Genomic DNA, 13,459 nt, shown 5'->3' on the forward strand with positions numbered 1-13,459 from the left:
GCTAATTTGCTGCTTGCATCTTTTTTGTACTCTTGGCGTTAGCGAGGCTTCTGTAGCGTTCGTCAGCTGACAAGTTCATTCAGCATTAATCCCTTGATCCGAGTCAATCATGACGCCCTTTGTTTCGTCAAAAACGCAGATATTACCGTAATTGGCTTTGAAGCCCATGTGATTGCCGCCATCAATAAAGTAACGCGGCGATTCACCTGGGTATTGGATAACCTTGACCGGACATTTCGGATAACCCCCGGTAAAAGTGGTTTCGGCGATCGGCGGCTTAACCTGATCCTCATATTCGCCATAAATCAGCGCGGTCGGCGTGTGACCCGTAATCATGGTTTTATTAAGCGGGTTATGCGCAAAAATCGGGTGTTTACGACTTTGGGTTTGCTTCATATCATAGATATAAGGTTCACGTACCCACATCCGGTTAAACGGCGTTGTTTCCTTTAACGGGTCTGCCAGCGAAAAGTCTAGGCCGGCGTGAATGAGCAAAAGCTTATCAAAAGCAATGGCGGTTGGCATCTCCGCGATAAATGAGATTAACGGTGCCATATGTGTGCGCACCGCTTCACGAAGACTCATTCCTTTGACAGTCGGCGCAAAATCCTTGACCATTTGGCGCAACGTTGCTTTACCGCCATTGATAAACCAAGGATTATCTTTATCAGCCAGGTAGTCTAAGAGCATCTGATCATGGTTGCCCCGCACTGCGATCGCCTGACTATCCTGAACCTGTTCATGAATCTGAGCCAAGACGCGGCCGCCATAAGGGTAGCCATCTATGTAGTCACCAAGATAGACCGTCAGTACATGCGGGTACTTTTCCTGCATCAAACGGACTCGATCCATTGTCTTTAAGTTGCCATGAATATCCGAAACAACAATCATGGTCATCGCAATCGCCTCCTCAACGTCTTCCTGCGTGAGCGATTATGGTCTGATTAAAATAACCGTTACGTACAGTTTACTTTATTTTTTGCCGATTGTGCGATATTAATAAATGGTTAGGGGTGAAAAGATGGATAAACGGCTGATTGTCATGCATAACTTGAGCCAACATTATGGCAAACAGTACTGGTGGCAACAAAATTCGCTGGAAGATTGGCTGATGATGATTCTGATTCAACGGACCAGCTCCAAGAATGTTGCGCAGGCTGTCCATAACTTGCGGCCATATATGAGTGTTAAGCGACTTTTGGCATTGTCGCAGGCCGAACTTGAAGAACTCGTCCGGCCAGCGGGCTTTTATCGGCAAAAGGCGCAACGCATTCATGATCTGTTAGTGTGGTTCGTGGCCCAAGGCGGCAGTTTTACCGAAATTGCCAAAAAACCGACTGATCAGCTGCGGAAAACCTTGCTGGCGTTAAACGGCATCGGTAATGAAACGGCTGACGTGATGCTAATGTACACGTTTGGCAAGAAGACATTTGTTGCGGACACTTATGCAATGCGGCTATTTAATCGGCTGGGGTTTGGCCCGTACACGAATTACGCCAAAATGCAGGCCGATTTTGCGCCGTTACTGGCTGGCATCAGTCTGGATGACGCCCGCGAATGGCATGCATTGATTGACGAGCACGGGAAGACGCAAGTGCGGCATGCCTACGACGATCACTTTTTACTCCAACCGAATTTAACCGAAGATCAGTGGCCACCGGAAGCGACTCAGGTTGAACCGCCGCACGATGATCCTGGCAGTGGTAATTGGCGTCACGCAGAAGAATCATCCAATGAGTGAATAGAGAGGACGAGTGTCATGAATGCAAGTATTGCGGTACAGGTTTTGCCAATGTATCCGGATCAAAAGAAAGTGCTGGAGGTTGTCGATGCGGTGATTGCCTATATTCAATCAACCGGTGTCAATTATGAGGTCAGCGCGTTTGAAACGACCATGGAAGGCGATTACGATCAGCTCATGGCTATTTTGAAGCAGATCCCTGTAGTCACGGCAAAAGCTGGCGGCACTTCCCAGATGGTGTATGCCAAGATCAATTATTTTCCTGAAGATACTGGCTTGTCGATTGCTGATAAGGTCGATAAGTTCAAGCATTAGGCAGGCCATGAAGTCATCACTCCTGCCTGTGAGAAAAGCGCTAACGGATTCAGCCAATCACTGGTATCCGTTAGCGCCTTTTCGTTAGTTACTGAATAATGTCGCGATTAGGATCACGCCAATTAATGATCAAGACGAGTACCATCATCACGACGACCATCATGAAAACACCATGCAGACCGGTGAGAATCGCGGCGGCTGCTTGCGGACTGTGAACTGAGGTGGTTGATTTGGCGCTGATTGCCGCATTGATGGTTTTGAAAGAAAGCCCATGCAGGTTCGCCCGAATCACCAAAGTCAGCACGGCTCCATATACGCCAGTCATCACCGTCTGGCCCAGCGAGCGCCCTAGCGTCAAAATACTGGTAGCCGACCCGACGTAACGATCTGGCACAAGATGTTGGCTAAGGACCGTGTTCATGCTGATGATAATCCCCATCACCGTTCCATTAACCATGGCAATCACGTAAAAAGCCCATACCGGAAAATTCGGCGAAGCAACCGTGAGCAGTAAATAGGCGCATGTCAGAATGAAGACGAGCATTAACAACAAGGTTCGCGGTACAAATCTTTTAATCAAGGGACCGACTAGAAAAGATGATGCCAGCCATAAAACGGAACTAGACGTCACCACCAGCCCGGCTGCAGTTGCGCCTAAATGGTACAACGATTGTAACCAAATCGGGAAGTAAACCTGATAACCAATTAAGACCCCACTAAGCAATAATGCCGTCAAAATCTGTACGGTAAAAGTAAAGCTCTGAAACATTTGCGGTGCGATTAACGGATCGGTTGCCCGTTGTTCTTGCCGAAATAGAAGGTACCCACCCACACATGCCAGGACTAACAAAAGTGCCGCCAGCCAGGGCTGTTGATCAAGCGCCTGAATACCTAATAGCAGGGCAATTAACGTAACCGCTAGCCAAGCAATACCCAGCCAGTCAATCGTTAATGACACATGCTTGCGGCTGGGTTCACGGTACCCGACCTGAATGAGGAAGAAGACCAGCATACCCAGTGGCACGTTGACGAAGAAAACCCAGTGCCACGACAATTGATCGACCAAAAAACCCCCAATGAGCGGTCCAACCAAGGCAGACAGCCCCCATGCTGTATTATTAAGCGCCATCACGTTCGCACGGTGAGCGAAATCATAGTAGTCGGCAATGATGGTAAACGTCAGCGGCATCACCGCCCCAGCGCCAATCCCCTGCAAAGCACGGGCTAAAATAAGCAATAAAATATGCGGTGCCAAGCCGCTCAGCAAAGTGCCGACTGTGAACAGCACAACGCCCCACTGGAAAATCCCCCGGCGGCCGATCGCATCTGCCAATTTTCCGTAAATCGGCGTGGTAATGGCTGTCGTCAGCAGGTAAGCGCTCATGATCCAGCTTTGATAAGCCAGCCCATGCAAGTCACTAATAATCGCAGGTAAAGCAGTTGTCACAATCGTTACTTCAACCGAAGTCATAAACGTTGCAATAAAAACCGCCGCCATCACCAGGCCGCGGCCTTGAGGTTTCGTTGTTGTCGCCATGTTTGCATCCCCTTAGTACTTACATTGTACCAATCGGGGTCAAGACTTTTAGTATTAGATAACGGAGGAAGGGGGGATGTCGTGTACATTGCTTCGATTGAGCAACTACTATAAAAAACCGCCCGCCATTTTCTAGCGAACGGTCGTCTGAACTTTTTACAATGCAGGACGTCGTGGATGACGTGGCATGTGACGATCCACCACAATCGCACCTGCCATCAAAATGATAATCACGGCGGCTGCCAGCACCTGATCAAATAGGATCAAACTAAGCGCACCCACCAAGGCGAAGAACAGCAACAGCCAATCAATTTGTGATAGTGACAAAACAATCGCCCCCTAGGCATTAGCCTTAAAAGTCTGTCCAATCATCCTTGTCACCGGCGTCTTTGTCGGGTGAGACGTAGACGACAAGTTCGTCACTGAAACGCTTTAAGCAGTAAGCCGCCGCACTGACTGCCGCGATGGCCATGAATGTTTTCAAAAAATGGTTTTTCATAGGTTTCCTCCTTCGCGTGCCTCCAGATCGTCAAACCTTGAATCCAACTTTATTTTACCATCACTTTGCGTTGAAACGCGTTCACCAGCCCAGAAACCTGCGTGTAAGGACCTTGGTCGCAATGGCCTAAGCCCGGGCCATCACGCCCAAGGCCACTTACACTCCGTTTTCTAACCGGGCTGATTCACGCTCTCCATAAACGCGTTCACTGGCGCAGAAGTCTGCGCCTAAGGCCACTTATACTCCGACTTCTAAGCGCGCCAGTTCACGCTCTTGGAAAAATTAACCAAATTAAGATTAAGGCAATTTAAGCGAATTTAAGTCAAAATAAGTGATTTTTCGTCAATCTGTGTTATACTTAACTCATTAAAACCGAAAGTAGGTATGAGCATGGATACAAAAGTTAAGACTGTTGATTACTCATCCAAGGAATACTTCGACCGAATGACAGAATACTGGCAAGCTGCTAATTACGTGTCGGTTGGCCAGCTCTATTTGAAGGACAATCCGTTGCTGGAACGGCCACTCAAAAGTGAAGATGTGAAGCCGCATCCGATCGGTCACTGGGGCACGATTGCCGGTCAAAACTTCATTTACACCCATTTGAACCGGGTCATTAATAAGTACGACCTCAACATGTTCTACATTGAGGGTCCGGGTCATGGTGGTCAGGTCATGGTTTCCAATTCTTATCTGGACGGGTCATACTCGGAAATTTATCCGCGGATTTCACAGGATAAAGAAGGCATGAAGCGCCTGTTTACGCAATTCTCATGGCCAGGTGGCGTGGCGTCACACGCCAGTGCCCAGACGCCGGGTTCGATTCATGAAGGCGGGGAGTTAGGCTATGCGTTGAGTCACGCAACCGGTGCGGTTCTGGATAATCCTGATGTCATTGCGGCGGTTGTGACCGGCGATGGCGAAACGGAAACCGGCCCACTGGCAGCTTCATGGTTCAGCAATACCTTCATCAATCCGATTAGCGATGGCGCGATTCTGCCAATCGTTCATATGAACGGGTTCAAAATTTCTAACCCGACGATCCTCTCCCGGAAGTCAGATGAAGATCTGACCAAGTACTTTGAGGGCATGGGTTGGAAGCCATACTTTGTTGAAGGCGACGATCCGACCAAGCTGAATCCGGAAATGGCCAAGGTCATGGATGATGCGATTGAAACGATTAAGGCAATTCAAAAGCACGCCCGTGAAACCGGCGACACCACCATGCCACATTGGCCAGTGATTATTTTCCGCTCACCAAAAGGCTGGACCGGTCCTAAGAGTTGGAATGGCGAACCGATTGAAGGATCATTCCGTGCGCACCAGATTCCGATTCCGGTTGATGCCGAAGACATGGAGCATGCGGATTCTTTGGCAGGCTGGCTGAAGTCCTATCATCCGGACAAGCTATTTGACGAAAATGGCAAGTTGATTCCGGAATTGGCCGCCTTGCCGCCAAAGGGTGACCAACGGATGGCTGCCAACCCGATTACCAATGGCGGTATTGATCCAAAGCCATTGGTTCTGCCGGATTATCGCAAGTATGCGCTGGACAACAAGGAGCATGGCAAGCAGATCAAGCAGGACATGATTGTCTGGTCCGATTATCTGCGTGATTTGATTAAATTGAATCCGCATAACTTCCGCATTTTTGGCCCTGATGAAACCATGAGTAACCGGCTTTACAGCTTGTTTGAAGTGACAAACCGGCAATGGTTGGAACCAATCAAGGAACCGGCTGACCAATACCTGGCACCAGCTGGCCGGATCATTGATTCACAGCTGTCCGAACATCAGTCAGAAGGCTTCAATGAAGGCTACACGCTGACCGGCCGTCATGGTTTGTTCACAAGTTACGAAGCCTTCCTGCGGGTTGTCGATTCGATGCTCACCCAGCACTTCAAGTGGATTCGTAAGGCTCATGAAGAACCATGGCACAAGGCTTATCCAAGTCTGAATGTGGTCTCGACTTCGACCTCATTCCAGCAAGATCACAACGGCTACACTCATCAGGATCCAGGCATTTTGACCCACATGGCGGAAAAGAAGCCTGAATATATCCGCGAATATCTGCCAGCGGATGCGAATAGCTTGTTGGCGATCTCACCAAAACTGTTTGGCTCACAAAACACGGTCAATGTGCTGATCACTTCCAAGCAGCCACGGCCACAGTTCTACAGTATTGATGAAGCAACTGTTTTGGCCAATACCGGGCTTAAACGCATCGATTGGGCTTCCAATGACGACGGCGTTGAACCGGATGTTGTGATGGCTGCAGCGGGTACCGAGCCGAACATGGAAAGCTTGGCAGCGATCAACTTGTTGCATGATGCCTTCCCGGATTTGAAGATTCGCTTCATTAATGTTTTGGATCTTCTGAAGTTGCGTAGTCCGGAAATCGATCCGCGTGGTTTAAGTGATGCCGAATTCAACAGCTACTTCACCACCGACAAGCCGATTCTCTTTGCTTATCATGGCTTTGAAGGCTTGATTCGCGATATCTTCTTCACCCGCCAGAATCGCAATGTGCTGATTCATGGTTATCGTGAGGAAGGCGACATCACGACACCATTTGACATGCGGGTTCTGAACGAACTTGACCGCTTCCACTTAGCCAAGGATGTCATTCAGCACGTGCCGGCATATGCTGAAAAGGCTGCAGCCTTCATTCAGAAGATGGATGACACGTTGCAATACCACCATGACTTCATCCGTGCAAACGGGGAAGATATCCCTGAAGTGCAGGAATGGACTTGGAAGCCGATTAAGTAATCAGGTCTAAGCGTTGTTTGACATTAACAGATGAACATGACGAAAATCGATCTCCGCAACTGGAGGTCGATTTTTTTGGTTGGGATATACGTGAAAATTCCGACATTTTGGAAACCAAGATATTGGCGTTAATCCGACAAGAATGTGTAACCGCATACGCTTCCGCTGCATCAGCATTTATGCGACCACACCAGCTACGAGTCGCCGCGATAAGTGACAAAGCCGTGAAACAAATGACAAGAAATTGTGTAATATCTGTAAAAAATAACTTTACTTTCCCTGAAATCTAATATACTCTTAATGCAATATCATTTTGAGGGTGAGTAAATGAAAGTTAAACGATTAGTTGCAGGAGCCATGATCTTTGCTTCAACCGTTCTTTTGGCTGCGTGTGGCAGCAAGAGCAGCAGCTCAGACATTTTTAATCGAATGGAGAAAGATGTCATCTCCACGATGGACAATGCCCATATTACGGACGTTGTCAGTGGGCAGGCGGCAGTCGATACCGGCGATGGTTTATACCGGTACAAGGGTAAGAAACTTCAGGCCGCAGTCGCAACCAAAGTGGTGAAGCCGACTAACAATGGTTTGACGTATACGTTTAATTTACGTAAAACCAAGTGGAGTAACGGCGATCCCGTGACAGCCAAGGACTTTGTATTTGCTTGGCGGCGCGCGACCGATCCTAAGACCAAGTCAGAATATGCTTATCTGTTCTCAGGCATTAAGAACGCTGACGACATCACGGCCGGTAAAAAAGCACCTTCAACACTTGGTGTCAAAGCTGAAGGCAATTACAAACTTGTCGTGACCCTGGATCATCCAGTACCTTACTTCAGCACGATGATGGTCAATCCGGTCTTCTTCCCGCTGAACCAAAAGACAGTTGAAAAGTATGGCAAGAAGTTCGGGACGCAAAGTAAGTACCTTGTCTTTAATGGACCATTTAAGTTGACTAACTGGAATGGTACCGGTAACTCATGGGATGAAGTGAAGAACGATTCTTACTGGAACGCGAAGGAAGTTAAGTTAAAGAAGATCCACGTTCAGGTGGTCAAGGATTCTAACACAGCCGCGAATCTGTACTCAACCAAGAAACTTGACGATGCTGTTCTAACCGGTGAAATTGCCAAGCAGCATAAAAATGACAAGGATTATGTCGGTGACAAACAGGGCCGTACCACTTACCTTGATATGAACGAAGACAAGGTTCCTGATTTCAAGAACACGAAATTGCGTCAGGCAGTTTCCATGGCGATTAACCGGAAAGAGCTTGCTGATAAGGTTATCGGCGATGGCTCATTCGGTATCCCAACCATCACACCGGAAAACTCAGGCAGCAACCCTAAGACTGGCGAAGACTTTGCCAAGGATGCGGCCAAAGAATCTGAAACCGTTCAGAAGTATGACCTCAAACAGGCCAAGAAGCTATGGGCTGAAGGCTTGAAAGAAGTCGGTAAAACCGGCGAACAAGTTACGCTGACAACAGACGACACGGATGTTGCCAAGAAGACCGGCGAATATCTGCAATCAGCTTTGGAACAATTGCCAGGTATGAAGGTATCGATTTCTTCCGTACCATTTAAGACCCGGATCCAACGGTCACTGGATGGCAGCGCACAGTTCATCCTTTCCGGCTGGCAAGGTGACTTCCCGGATCCAATTTCCTTCCTGGATCTCTATTCAACAGGCAACACCTATAACTTCAGCCACTGGTCAAACAAGGAATACGATGATCTGCTCAAGGCTTCCAAGAACGCCGACGCCAACAATGAGACCAAGCGCTATGATGATCTCCTGAAGGCACAGGTTCTGCTCTCCAAGGAAGCACCAGTCGCAACCCTGTATCAAACCGTTCAAGGACATTTACGCAATCCGAAACTGAAAGGCGAAACCTTCAGCCCGGCCAACATGTATAACTTTGTTGGGGCGTATATGGCGAAGTAGTTTCAACATTTTTGATCAAAACGTTCCCGTTTGTGGTTAATAGCCGTGAACAGGAACGTTTTGTTTGTGTTTGTTGCGTTGATGGTCATAGAGGAGGGCGATGTTTTGGTTCAAGAAAAGGATGATCTTCGATTTCAACTAAACCCCCATGCCAAGTTTGATGTCCGGGCTGCGGTTTTATTAATTCACGACGATCAGGTTTTAGTGACGCTTGAAGCGACGAGCGGTTTTGCGATTGTCCCCGGTGGTGCCGTGAAGTTTGGCGAGACAGCTGCAGAGACTGCTGTGCGCGAAGTTTATGAGGAGCTGCGGCTGAAAGATGTGCAGCCGTTTCTGGTGGGCGTACTTGAATCATTTTGGGAACAACCGGAGCAAACTTATCAGCAGTTAATACTGGTGCATCGACTTGAATTGTCGTCAGCGCAGGCTGAAGCCGTCGTTTGGCAAGAAGGCTTGCAGGGTCAATGGCTGTCATTTTCAGAGGCGTCTCGGCGAATGCGGCCGCATGCTTTGGCTGAATTTATGCGGCCTAGTGAGACGTTTTTGCATCTTGTTGATCATCACAAATAGTGACACAGTGTCACCGCCCTTATGGCACAAGCTTCACCGGCCAGCTTTACAAGCAGCATCAATTATAAAATGTCTAATTAGAGGTGCTTACTTTGCCTTTACCTGCTAACCTTGATACGCTAAAGGTAGGCTACAGGCCGGAAGGGAGTTGCATTTTGATGGATATAACGACTAGACCGACGTTGCAGCAGTTTTTAGCAGACACGAAGCAAGGCCCTTATGTATCACTGTATCTATCTTGGCCGGACAACACACCGGTTGAGGAATTACGTATTCGGTTTAAGAATATGATGAAGCATGCCAAAGCGGTGATGGGCGAAACCTATCCGAAGACGGATTTCGCGCCATACGCTGCTGAGCTTGAACCGTATGAACAGGATCCGATGTTTTGGCAGACGTGCGAGACGAATGGTATTGGGGTGTTGACGAACGGCGCGCAAACGTATGTTACCCCAATGTATGAAACCGTTGATGATGTGGCGATGGTCACTGAGTTGCCACAGATTCTGCCGTTGATGCTGGATGAGGCGACCGCAACGGATTTCGATATTCTGGCGCTTAATGCCGACAGTATCAAGCTTTATCATAACCACGGCCATCAGGTGCGGCCGGTGTCCTTGCCGGATGACGCGCCCCAGACGTTGACAGGAACGCTGGGCACCGAAATTCGTGGCGGTGAGTTAAACAGTGTGCCTCAAGGTGGCGGCCATGTGACGTACCACGGCCACAATGACAAGTCCGCCGAAAAGGCCAGCGATCAACGCCGCTTTTATCAGGCAGTCGATCAGTATTTGCTCGCGCATTATAGCAATCCGAACAAAATGCCGCTTGTCCTGATGGGCTTAGCCGAAAATGTGGCGGTTTTTCGGGAGATTTCCAAGAACCATCATTTGTTGCCAAAGCTTGCGGTGATGAAAAGTCCGGCAACGCTTGATTTTGTCGAATTGGATGATCTACTGGCCCCGATCCGCGAAACATTACGCGATCGGCGACGTCAGCGCTTTGCGGCGATCATCGAAAAAGCCCGCAGCAATGACAGTTACACTGAGGAGCTGACAACCATTGTCACGGCAGCATTGCGCGGGCAACTTGCCATGCTTTTTGTTCAAGCGGGCGCTCGAATTCATGCCCGACTTGACGGCGAGCGAATCGAGCGTGAGTCCAAAGTTGCTCAGCACGCCAACTTGTTAAACACATTGGCCGATATCGTGTTAGGCCATGGCGGTCAGGTCGTGGTATTGCCAGAGGAACAACTACCGGCTAAGGTCGGGGCAATGATGCGTTACGCTTGAGTTTGTTTCGGGAAAGATTAGGCGTACAACTAAGCAAAAAGACAGACGCTCATATTTCCAAAATTATTTGGAAATGTAAGCGTCTGTTTTACATTTCAGTTAGTGAGCCTAAGTCAAAGTGGAGAAGCCAGAAGCACTGGGTTCACCGTATGGATCAAGTGCCGATGGCGATAAAAACGGAGGAACCAATATTCTGGTTAAAGGATCAGTTCTATATTGCATGATAATAGCCTCCTTAAGCTAATTCGAGCGTGCCAGTCAATTGTGCTTTTGTTTTAGGGGTGAGGTGATGCGTGATCATGATCACCGTGAGATCTTTTTCGGCTAATAAGGCATCTTCAATGGCTTGGGCACTTTCGTCGTCAATACCAGCCGTGACTTCATCGACAATCAAGATTGGTTTCCGAAATGATAAGGCGCGTGCTAGTGCTAATTTTTGCCGTTGCCCACCAGACAAGTTACTGCCGTGTTCGTGGATATTCGTACTCAAACTGGTGAATGTATTGATGCCAAGAAACTCCACGATTTTATTGAGCGTATTTGAAGCGCTAGGTTTTCCCAATGTTATATTTTCTTGCACACTTTCATTGAAAATATATGATTTTTGATCGACAAGTTCGATTTTTGCATTCAGCGTTGATGCTGGAAGTGAGTTTAATTCTAGATCATCAACATGGATAGAACCGCTGTAATTAGTAAGTCTGCCACTCATCAGGTTGATAAGTGTTGATTTGCCAGTTCCGCTTTTTCCAAGAATGGCATACTTACCGCCTTTCTCGAAGCGGTAAGAGATATCCTTGATGACAGGCTTTTCGCCATAATTGAAAGAAAGATGGTCAACCGTGAGTGCGTTTTTAAATGAATCATCTTCGGGAGAGGGTGCAGGTTCTTTTGAGGAAGTATCTTTATGAAGCAATACTGTAACAGACTTCATCTGAAAGATACCTTGAATCATACCTGCGAGATTGTTGAAGACAGTGCCTGCCAACGAACCACTAGAAGAGATGACACCGACTGTAAAATAACCACCGACAACTAACAAGCAAGTCAGTGCCAAAACGAGCATTTGTGCTGTTACATTGACACCGCTGATCAGCAAATTAACCAAGCCGACATTTTTGGTGTAAAGAACTTTCTCTTTTCCCTGCTGATCGGAAGCCACAGCCAGCTTATGTGTAAAGGCGTTGCCAAGATTATGGCTGAAAAACACAGAGAATCCGCCAATAATGTCATCCGCTTTTCCTAGGAAAGAACTATTGGCAGTTGCAAGCCGATTAGTCTCTCTGGTCATAATTTTAGAGAAGAACTGGGGGATGGTCATTGTGAGAAGTCCCAAAATAATAGCGGCCAGTGCCAAACTGTAATGATAAAAAGCTAACGACGTAACGGCAAACAGCAGCGTTGTAACATTGCCTAATAGCGAGAAGAACGCATCTAAACCATTTTGTTCGATCATATTGACGTCATTGGTCAGCCATGAGACGTATTCATTATGATTGACTTTCTTGTATTCGGGAATCGATACAGTGCTGAGTCCGTCTGCAATGTCAGTACGCAACTGATTCGTTACCTTACGGATAATTTGGGCCTTCAGTACTGAATTCACGTAGCCAATGGTTAGGGTAACGCCCCAGATGGTAATGGTGGACAGCAGCCAAAAGACGACCCCATTAAAGTTTTTGTTGATGAGCTGATCTGTCAAGGGCGCAAGGGTTAGTGAGCTGGCCACTTTTCCAAGCGACTCGATTAGAATCAGTAGGGTTGTTAATAACGTCAACGCCTTTTGTCGCGATAGTAAGCTGATGGTTGGTTTCATGGTGATCGCCTCACATTAATTTGATGGCCTTAGTATATGTGGTAATATGATGCCAACAAAAAATGTTTCAGATATGAAAAAGCAGGGGAGCATCATGGAAAAGATTGGCGAAATTATTCATATTTTTCGTGAGAACAAGGGCATGAGCCAGGCAGAGCTTAGTGACGGGATTCTTTCGAAAGCGCAGTTATCTAAGTTTGAACGGAATTTAACCCAGATTTCCGCTGATAAGCTTCTGGCACTTCTTGAACGCTTACACGTCACATTTGCCGAATTCGGTAATGCTCTAGCTATTAAGGAGAATCTGTACGAGCAGTCGATATTGGAAGACATTACCAAGGCAATTGTCAATAACAACGGGGGCCAAGCTGCACTGGTAGAAGACAGGGCTGAAGCGCATTTCAAGAAGCATCCAGGAAAGTATAATCGGCTCATTTTGATTATGGTTAAAGCGATGATTGCCGATATGAATGGTGAGTCGCTTTCAAAAACCGATGCCAGTTTCTTAGCAGATTATCTGTTTAATGTGGATGGCTGGACTCGATTCGAACTGTTACTTTTCGGAAATACGTTGTCAGTTATGCCGTTAGTAACCGTTAACCAGTTAGCGCGGGAATTAGCTGCTCAACTTAATGAGGCTTTGGAAATACACCAAAATCTGCAACTTAATATAAGTCTTCTATACAATGTTGTACTTTTAAACTTATCAGCTAAGGATTTAAAAACTGCCCGGCTTTTTCTACGCGTGATGAAGAACAGTCATATTGAGGATAACATGATGGCTGAACGGTTTTTGATCGCACTCGCAGAAGCACTTTGCACGTACTGTGAAAATCCGTCATCCGAAAATAAAGAGCGTGTCGAGAAGATCGTGGAGATTCAGAAAACCCTTAGATCAACAAGTTTTTTTGTTGCATTCAAGAAACAGGCAGAAATGTTCATAAATGAAACGACACCTTAAATGGCACAA

Annotated in this window: 12 protein-coding genes; 7 read left to right on the plus strand and 5 right to left on the minus strand. The window is 47.3% G+C overall.

Going from position 1 to position 13,459, the window contains the following annotated elements:
- Positions 1-75: 75 nt before the first annotated feature.
- A complete protein-coding gene (locus tag LACPH_RS00820; RefSeq protein WP_025013585.1) occupies positions 76-897 on the minus strand; it encodes a metallophosphoesterase family protein in 822 nt (273 codons plus the stop codon).
- A gap of 124 nt (positions 898-1,021) precedes the next feature.
- Between LACPH_RS00820 and LACPH_RS00825 the strand changes: the two genes are divergently transcribed.
- Positions 1,022-1,741, plus strand: a complete 720-nt coding sequence (locus tag LACPH_RS00825; protein WP_274784180.1) for an endonuclease III domain-containing protein — start codon at positions 1,022-1,024, stop codon at positions 1,739-1,741.
- 18 nt (positions 1,742-1,759) lie between these two features.
- Positions 1,760-2,056, plus strand: coding sequence for a thiamine-binding protein (locus LACPH_RS00830; RefSeq protein WP_047106579.1), 297 nt, complete (start codon positions 1,760-1,762; stop codon positions 2,054-2,056).
- A gap of 88 nt (positions 2,057-2,144) precedes the next feature.
- Here LACPH_RS00830 and LACPH_RS00835 read toward each other — a convergent pair whose 3' ends face one another.
- From LACPH_RS00835 to LACPH_RS00845, 3 genes are all read right to left on the minus strand, one after another.
- Positions 2,145-3,593 (minus strand): MFS transporter, encoded by a 1,449-nt coding sequence (locus tag LACPH_RS00835; RefSeq protein WP_274784181.1) that lies wholly within the window; start codon positions 3,591-3,593, stop codon positions 2,145-2,147.
- A gap of 156 nt (positions 3,594-3,749) precedes the next feature.
- Positions 3,750-3,920 carry a hypothetical protein gene (locus LACPH_RS00840; protein ID WP_164976626.1) on the minus strand — a complete coding sequence of 57 codons (171 nt, stop codon included), beginning with the start codon at positions 3,918-3,920 and terminating at the stop codon, positions 3,750-3,752.
- A gap of 25 nt (positions 3,921-3,945) precedes the next feature.
- Entirely contained in the window at positions 3,946-4,092 is a 147-nt protein-coding gene (locus LACPH_RS00845) for a hypothetical protein (RefSeq protein WP_274784182.1), read from the minus strand.
- Positions 4,093-4,482: 390 nt separating this feature from the next.
- Here LACPH_RS00845 and LACPH_RS00850 point away from each other — a divergent pair, with 390 nt between their 5' ends.
- The 4 genes from LACPH_RS00850 to LACPH_RS00865 all read left to right on the plus strand — a co-directional run bounded on the left by LACPH_RS00850 (position 4,483) and on the right by LACPH_RS00865 (position 10,673).
- A complete protein-coding gene (locus LACPH_RS00850; protein WP_274784183.1) occupies positions 4,483-6,864 on the plus strand; it encodes a phosphoketolase family protein in 2,382 nt (793 codons plus the stop codon).
- Between the two features lie 327 nt (positions 6,865-7,191).
- A complete protein-coding gene (locus LACPH_RS00855) occupies positions 7,192-8,811 on the plus strand; it encodes a peptide ABC transporter substrate-binding protein (protein ID WP_306387109.1) in 1,620 nt (539 codons plus the stop codon).
- Between the two features lie 81 nt (positions 8,812-8,892).
- Positions 8,893-9,381, plus strand: coding sequence for an NUDIX domain-containing protein (locus LACPH_RS00860; RefSeq protein ID WP_274784204.1), 489 nt, complete (start codon positions 8,893-8,895; stop codon positions 9,379-9,381).
- 158 nt (positions 9,382-9,539) lie between these two features.
- Positions 9,540-10,673, plus strand: coding sequence for a baeRF6 domain-containing protein (locus tag LACPH_RS00865; RefSeq protein WP_274784185.1), 1,134 nt, complete (start codon positions 9,540-9,542; stop codon positions 10,671-10,673).
- Positions 10,674-10,908: 235 nt separating this feature from the next.
- Here LACPH_RS00865 and LACPH_RS00870 read toward each other — a convergent pair whose 3' ends face one another.
- Positions 10,909-12,489 (minus strand): ATP-binding cassette domain-containing protein, encoded by a 1,581-nt coding sequence (locus LACPH_RS00870; RefSeq protein WP_274784186.1) that lies wholly within the window; start codon positions 12,487-12,489, stop codon positions 10,909-10,911.
- Between the two features lie 94 nt (positions 12,490-12,583).
- On the opposite strand from LACPH_RS00870, the gene LACPH_RS00875 reads away from it, so the two are divergent.
- The gene (locus LACPH_RS00875) at positions 12,584-13,450 is read left to right on the plus strand and encodes a helix-turn-helix domain-containing protein (RefSeq protein ID WP_306387112.1); all 867 of its coding nucleotides are present in this window, start codon (positions 12,584-12,586) and stop codon (positions 13,448-13,450) included.
- Positions 13,451-13,459: the final 9 nt, after the last annotated feature.

The organism is Lacticaseibacillus parahuelsenbergensis, from assembly GCF_030770265.1.
Classification (GTDB): domain Bacteria; phylum Bacillota; class Bacilli; order Lactobacillales; family Lactobacillaceae; genus Lacticaseibacillus; species Lacticaseibacillus casei.

Coding starts and splice junctions, on each gene's coding strand:
- LACPH_RS00820 (WP_025013585.1), bottom strand. CDS start 897: ATGACCATGATTGTTGTTTCGGATATTCATGGCAACTTAAAGACAATG.
- LACPH_RS00825 (WP_274784180.1), top strand. CDS start 1,022: ATGGATAAACGGCTGATTGTCATGCATAACTTGAGCCAACATTATGGC.
- LACPH_RS00830 (WP_047106579.1), top strand. CDS start 1,760: ATGAATGCAAGTATTGCGGTACAGGTTTTGCCAATGTATCCGGATCAA.
- LACPH_RS00835 (WP_274784181.1), bottom strand. CDS start 3,593: ATGGCGACAACAACGAAACCTCAAGGCCGCGGCCTGGTGATGGCGGCG.
- LACPH_RS00845 (WP_274784182.1), bottom strand. CDS start 4,092: ATGAAAAACCATTTTTTGAAAACATTCATGGCCATCGCGGCAGTCAGT.
- LACPH_RS00850 (WP_274784183.1), top strand. CDS start 4,483: ATGGATACAAAAGTTAAGACTGTTGATTACTCATCCAAGGAATACTTC.
- LACPH_RS00855 (WP_306387109.1), top strand. CDS start 7,192: ATGAAAGTTAAACGATTAGTTGCAGGAGCCATGATCTTTGCTTCAACC.
- LACPH_RS00860 (WP_274784204.1), top strand. CDS start 8,893: ATGGTCATAGAGGAGGGCGATGTTTTGGTTCAAGAAAAGGATGATCTT.
- LACPH_RS00865 (WP_274784185.1), top strand. CDS start 9,540: ATGGATATAACGACTAGACCGACGTTGCAGCAGTTTTTAGCAGACACG.
- LACPH_RS00870 (WP_274784186.1), bottom strand. CDS start 12,489: ATGAAACCAACCATCAGCTTACTATCGCGACAAAAGGCGTTGACGTTA.
- LACPH_RS00875 (WP_306387112.1), top strand. CDS start 12,584: ATGGAAAAGATTGGCGAAATTATTCATATTTTTCGTGAGAACAAGGGC.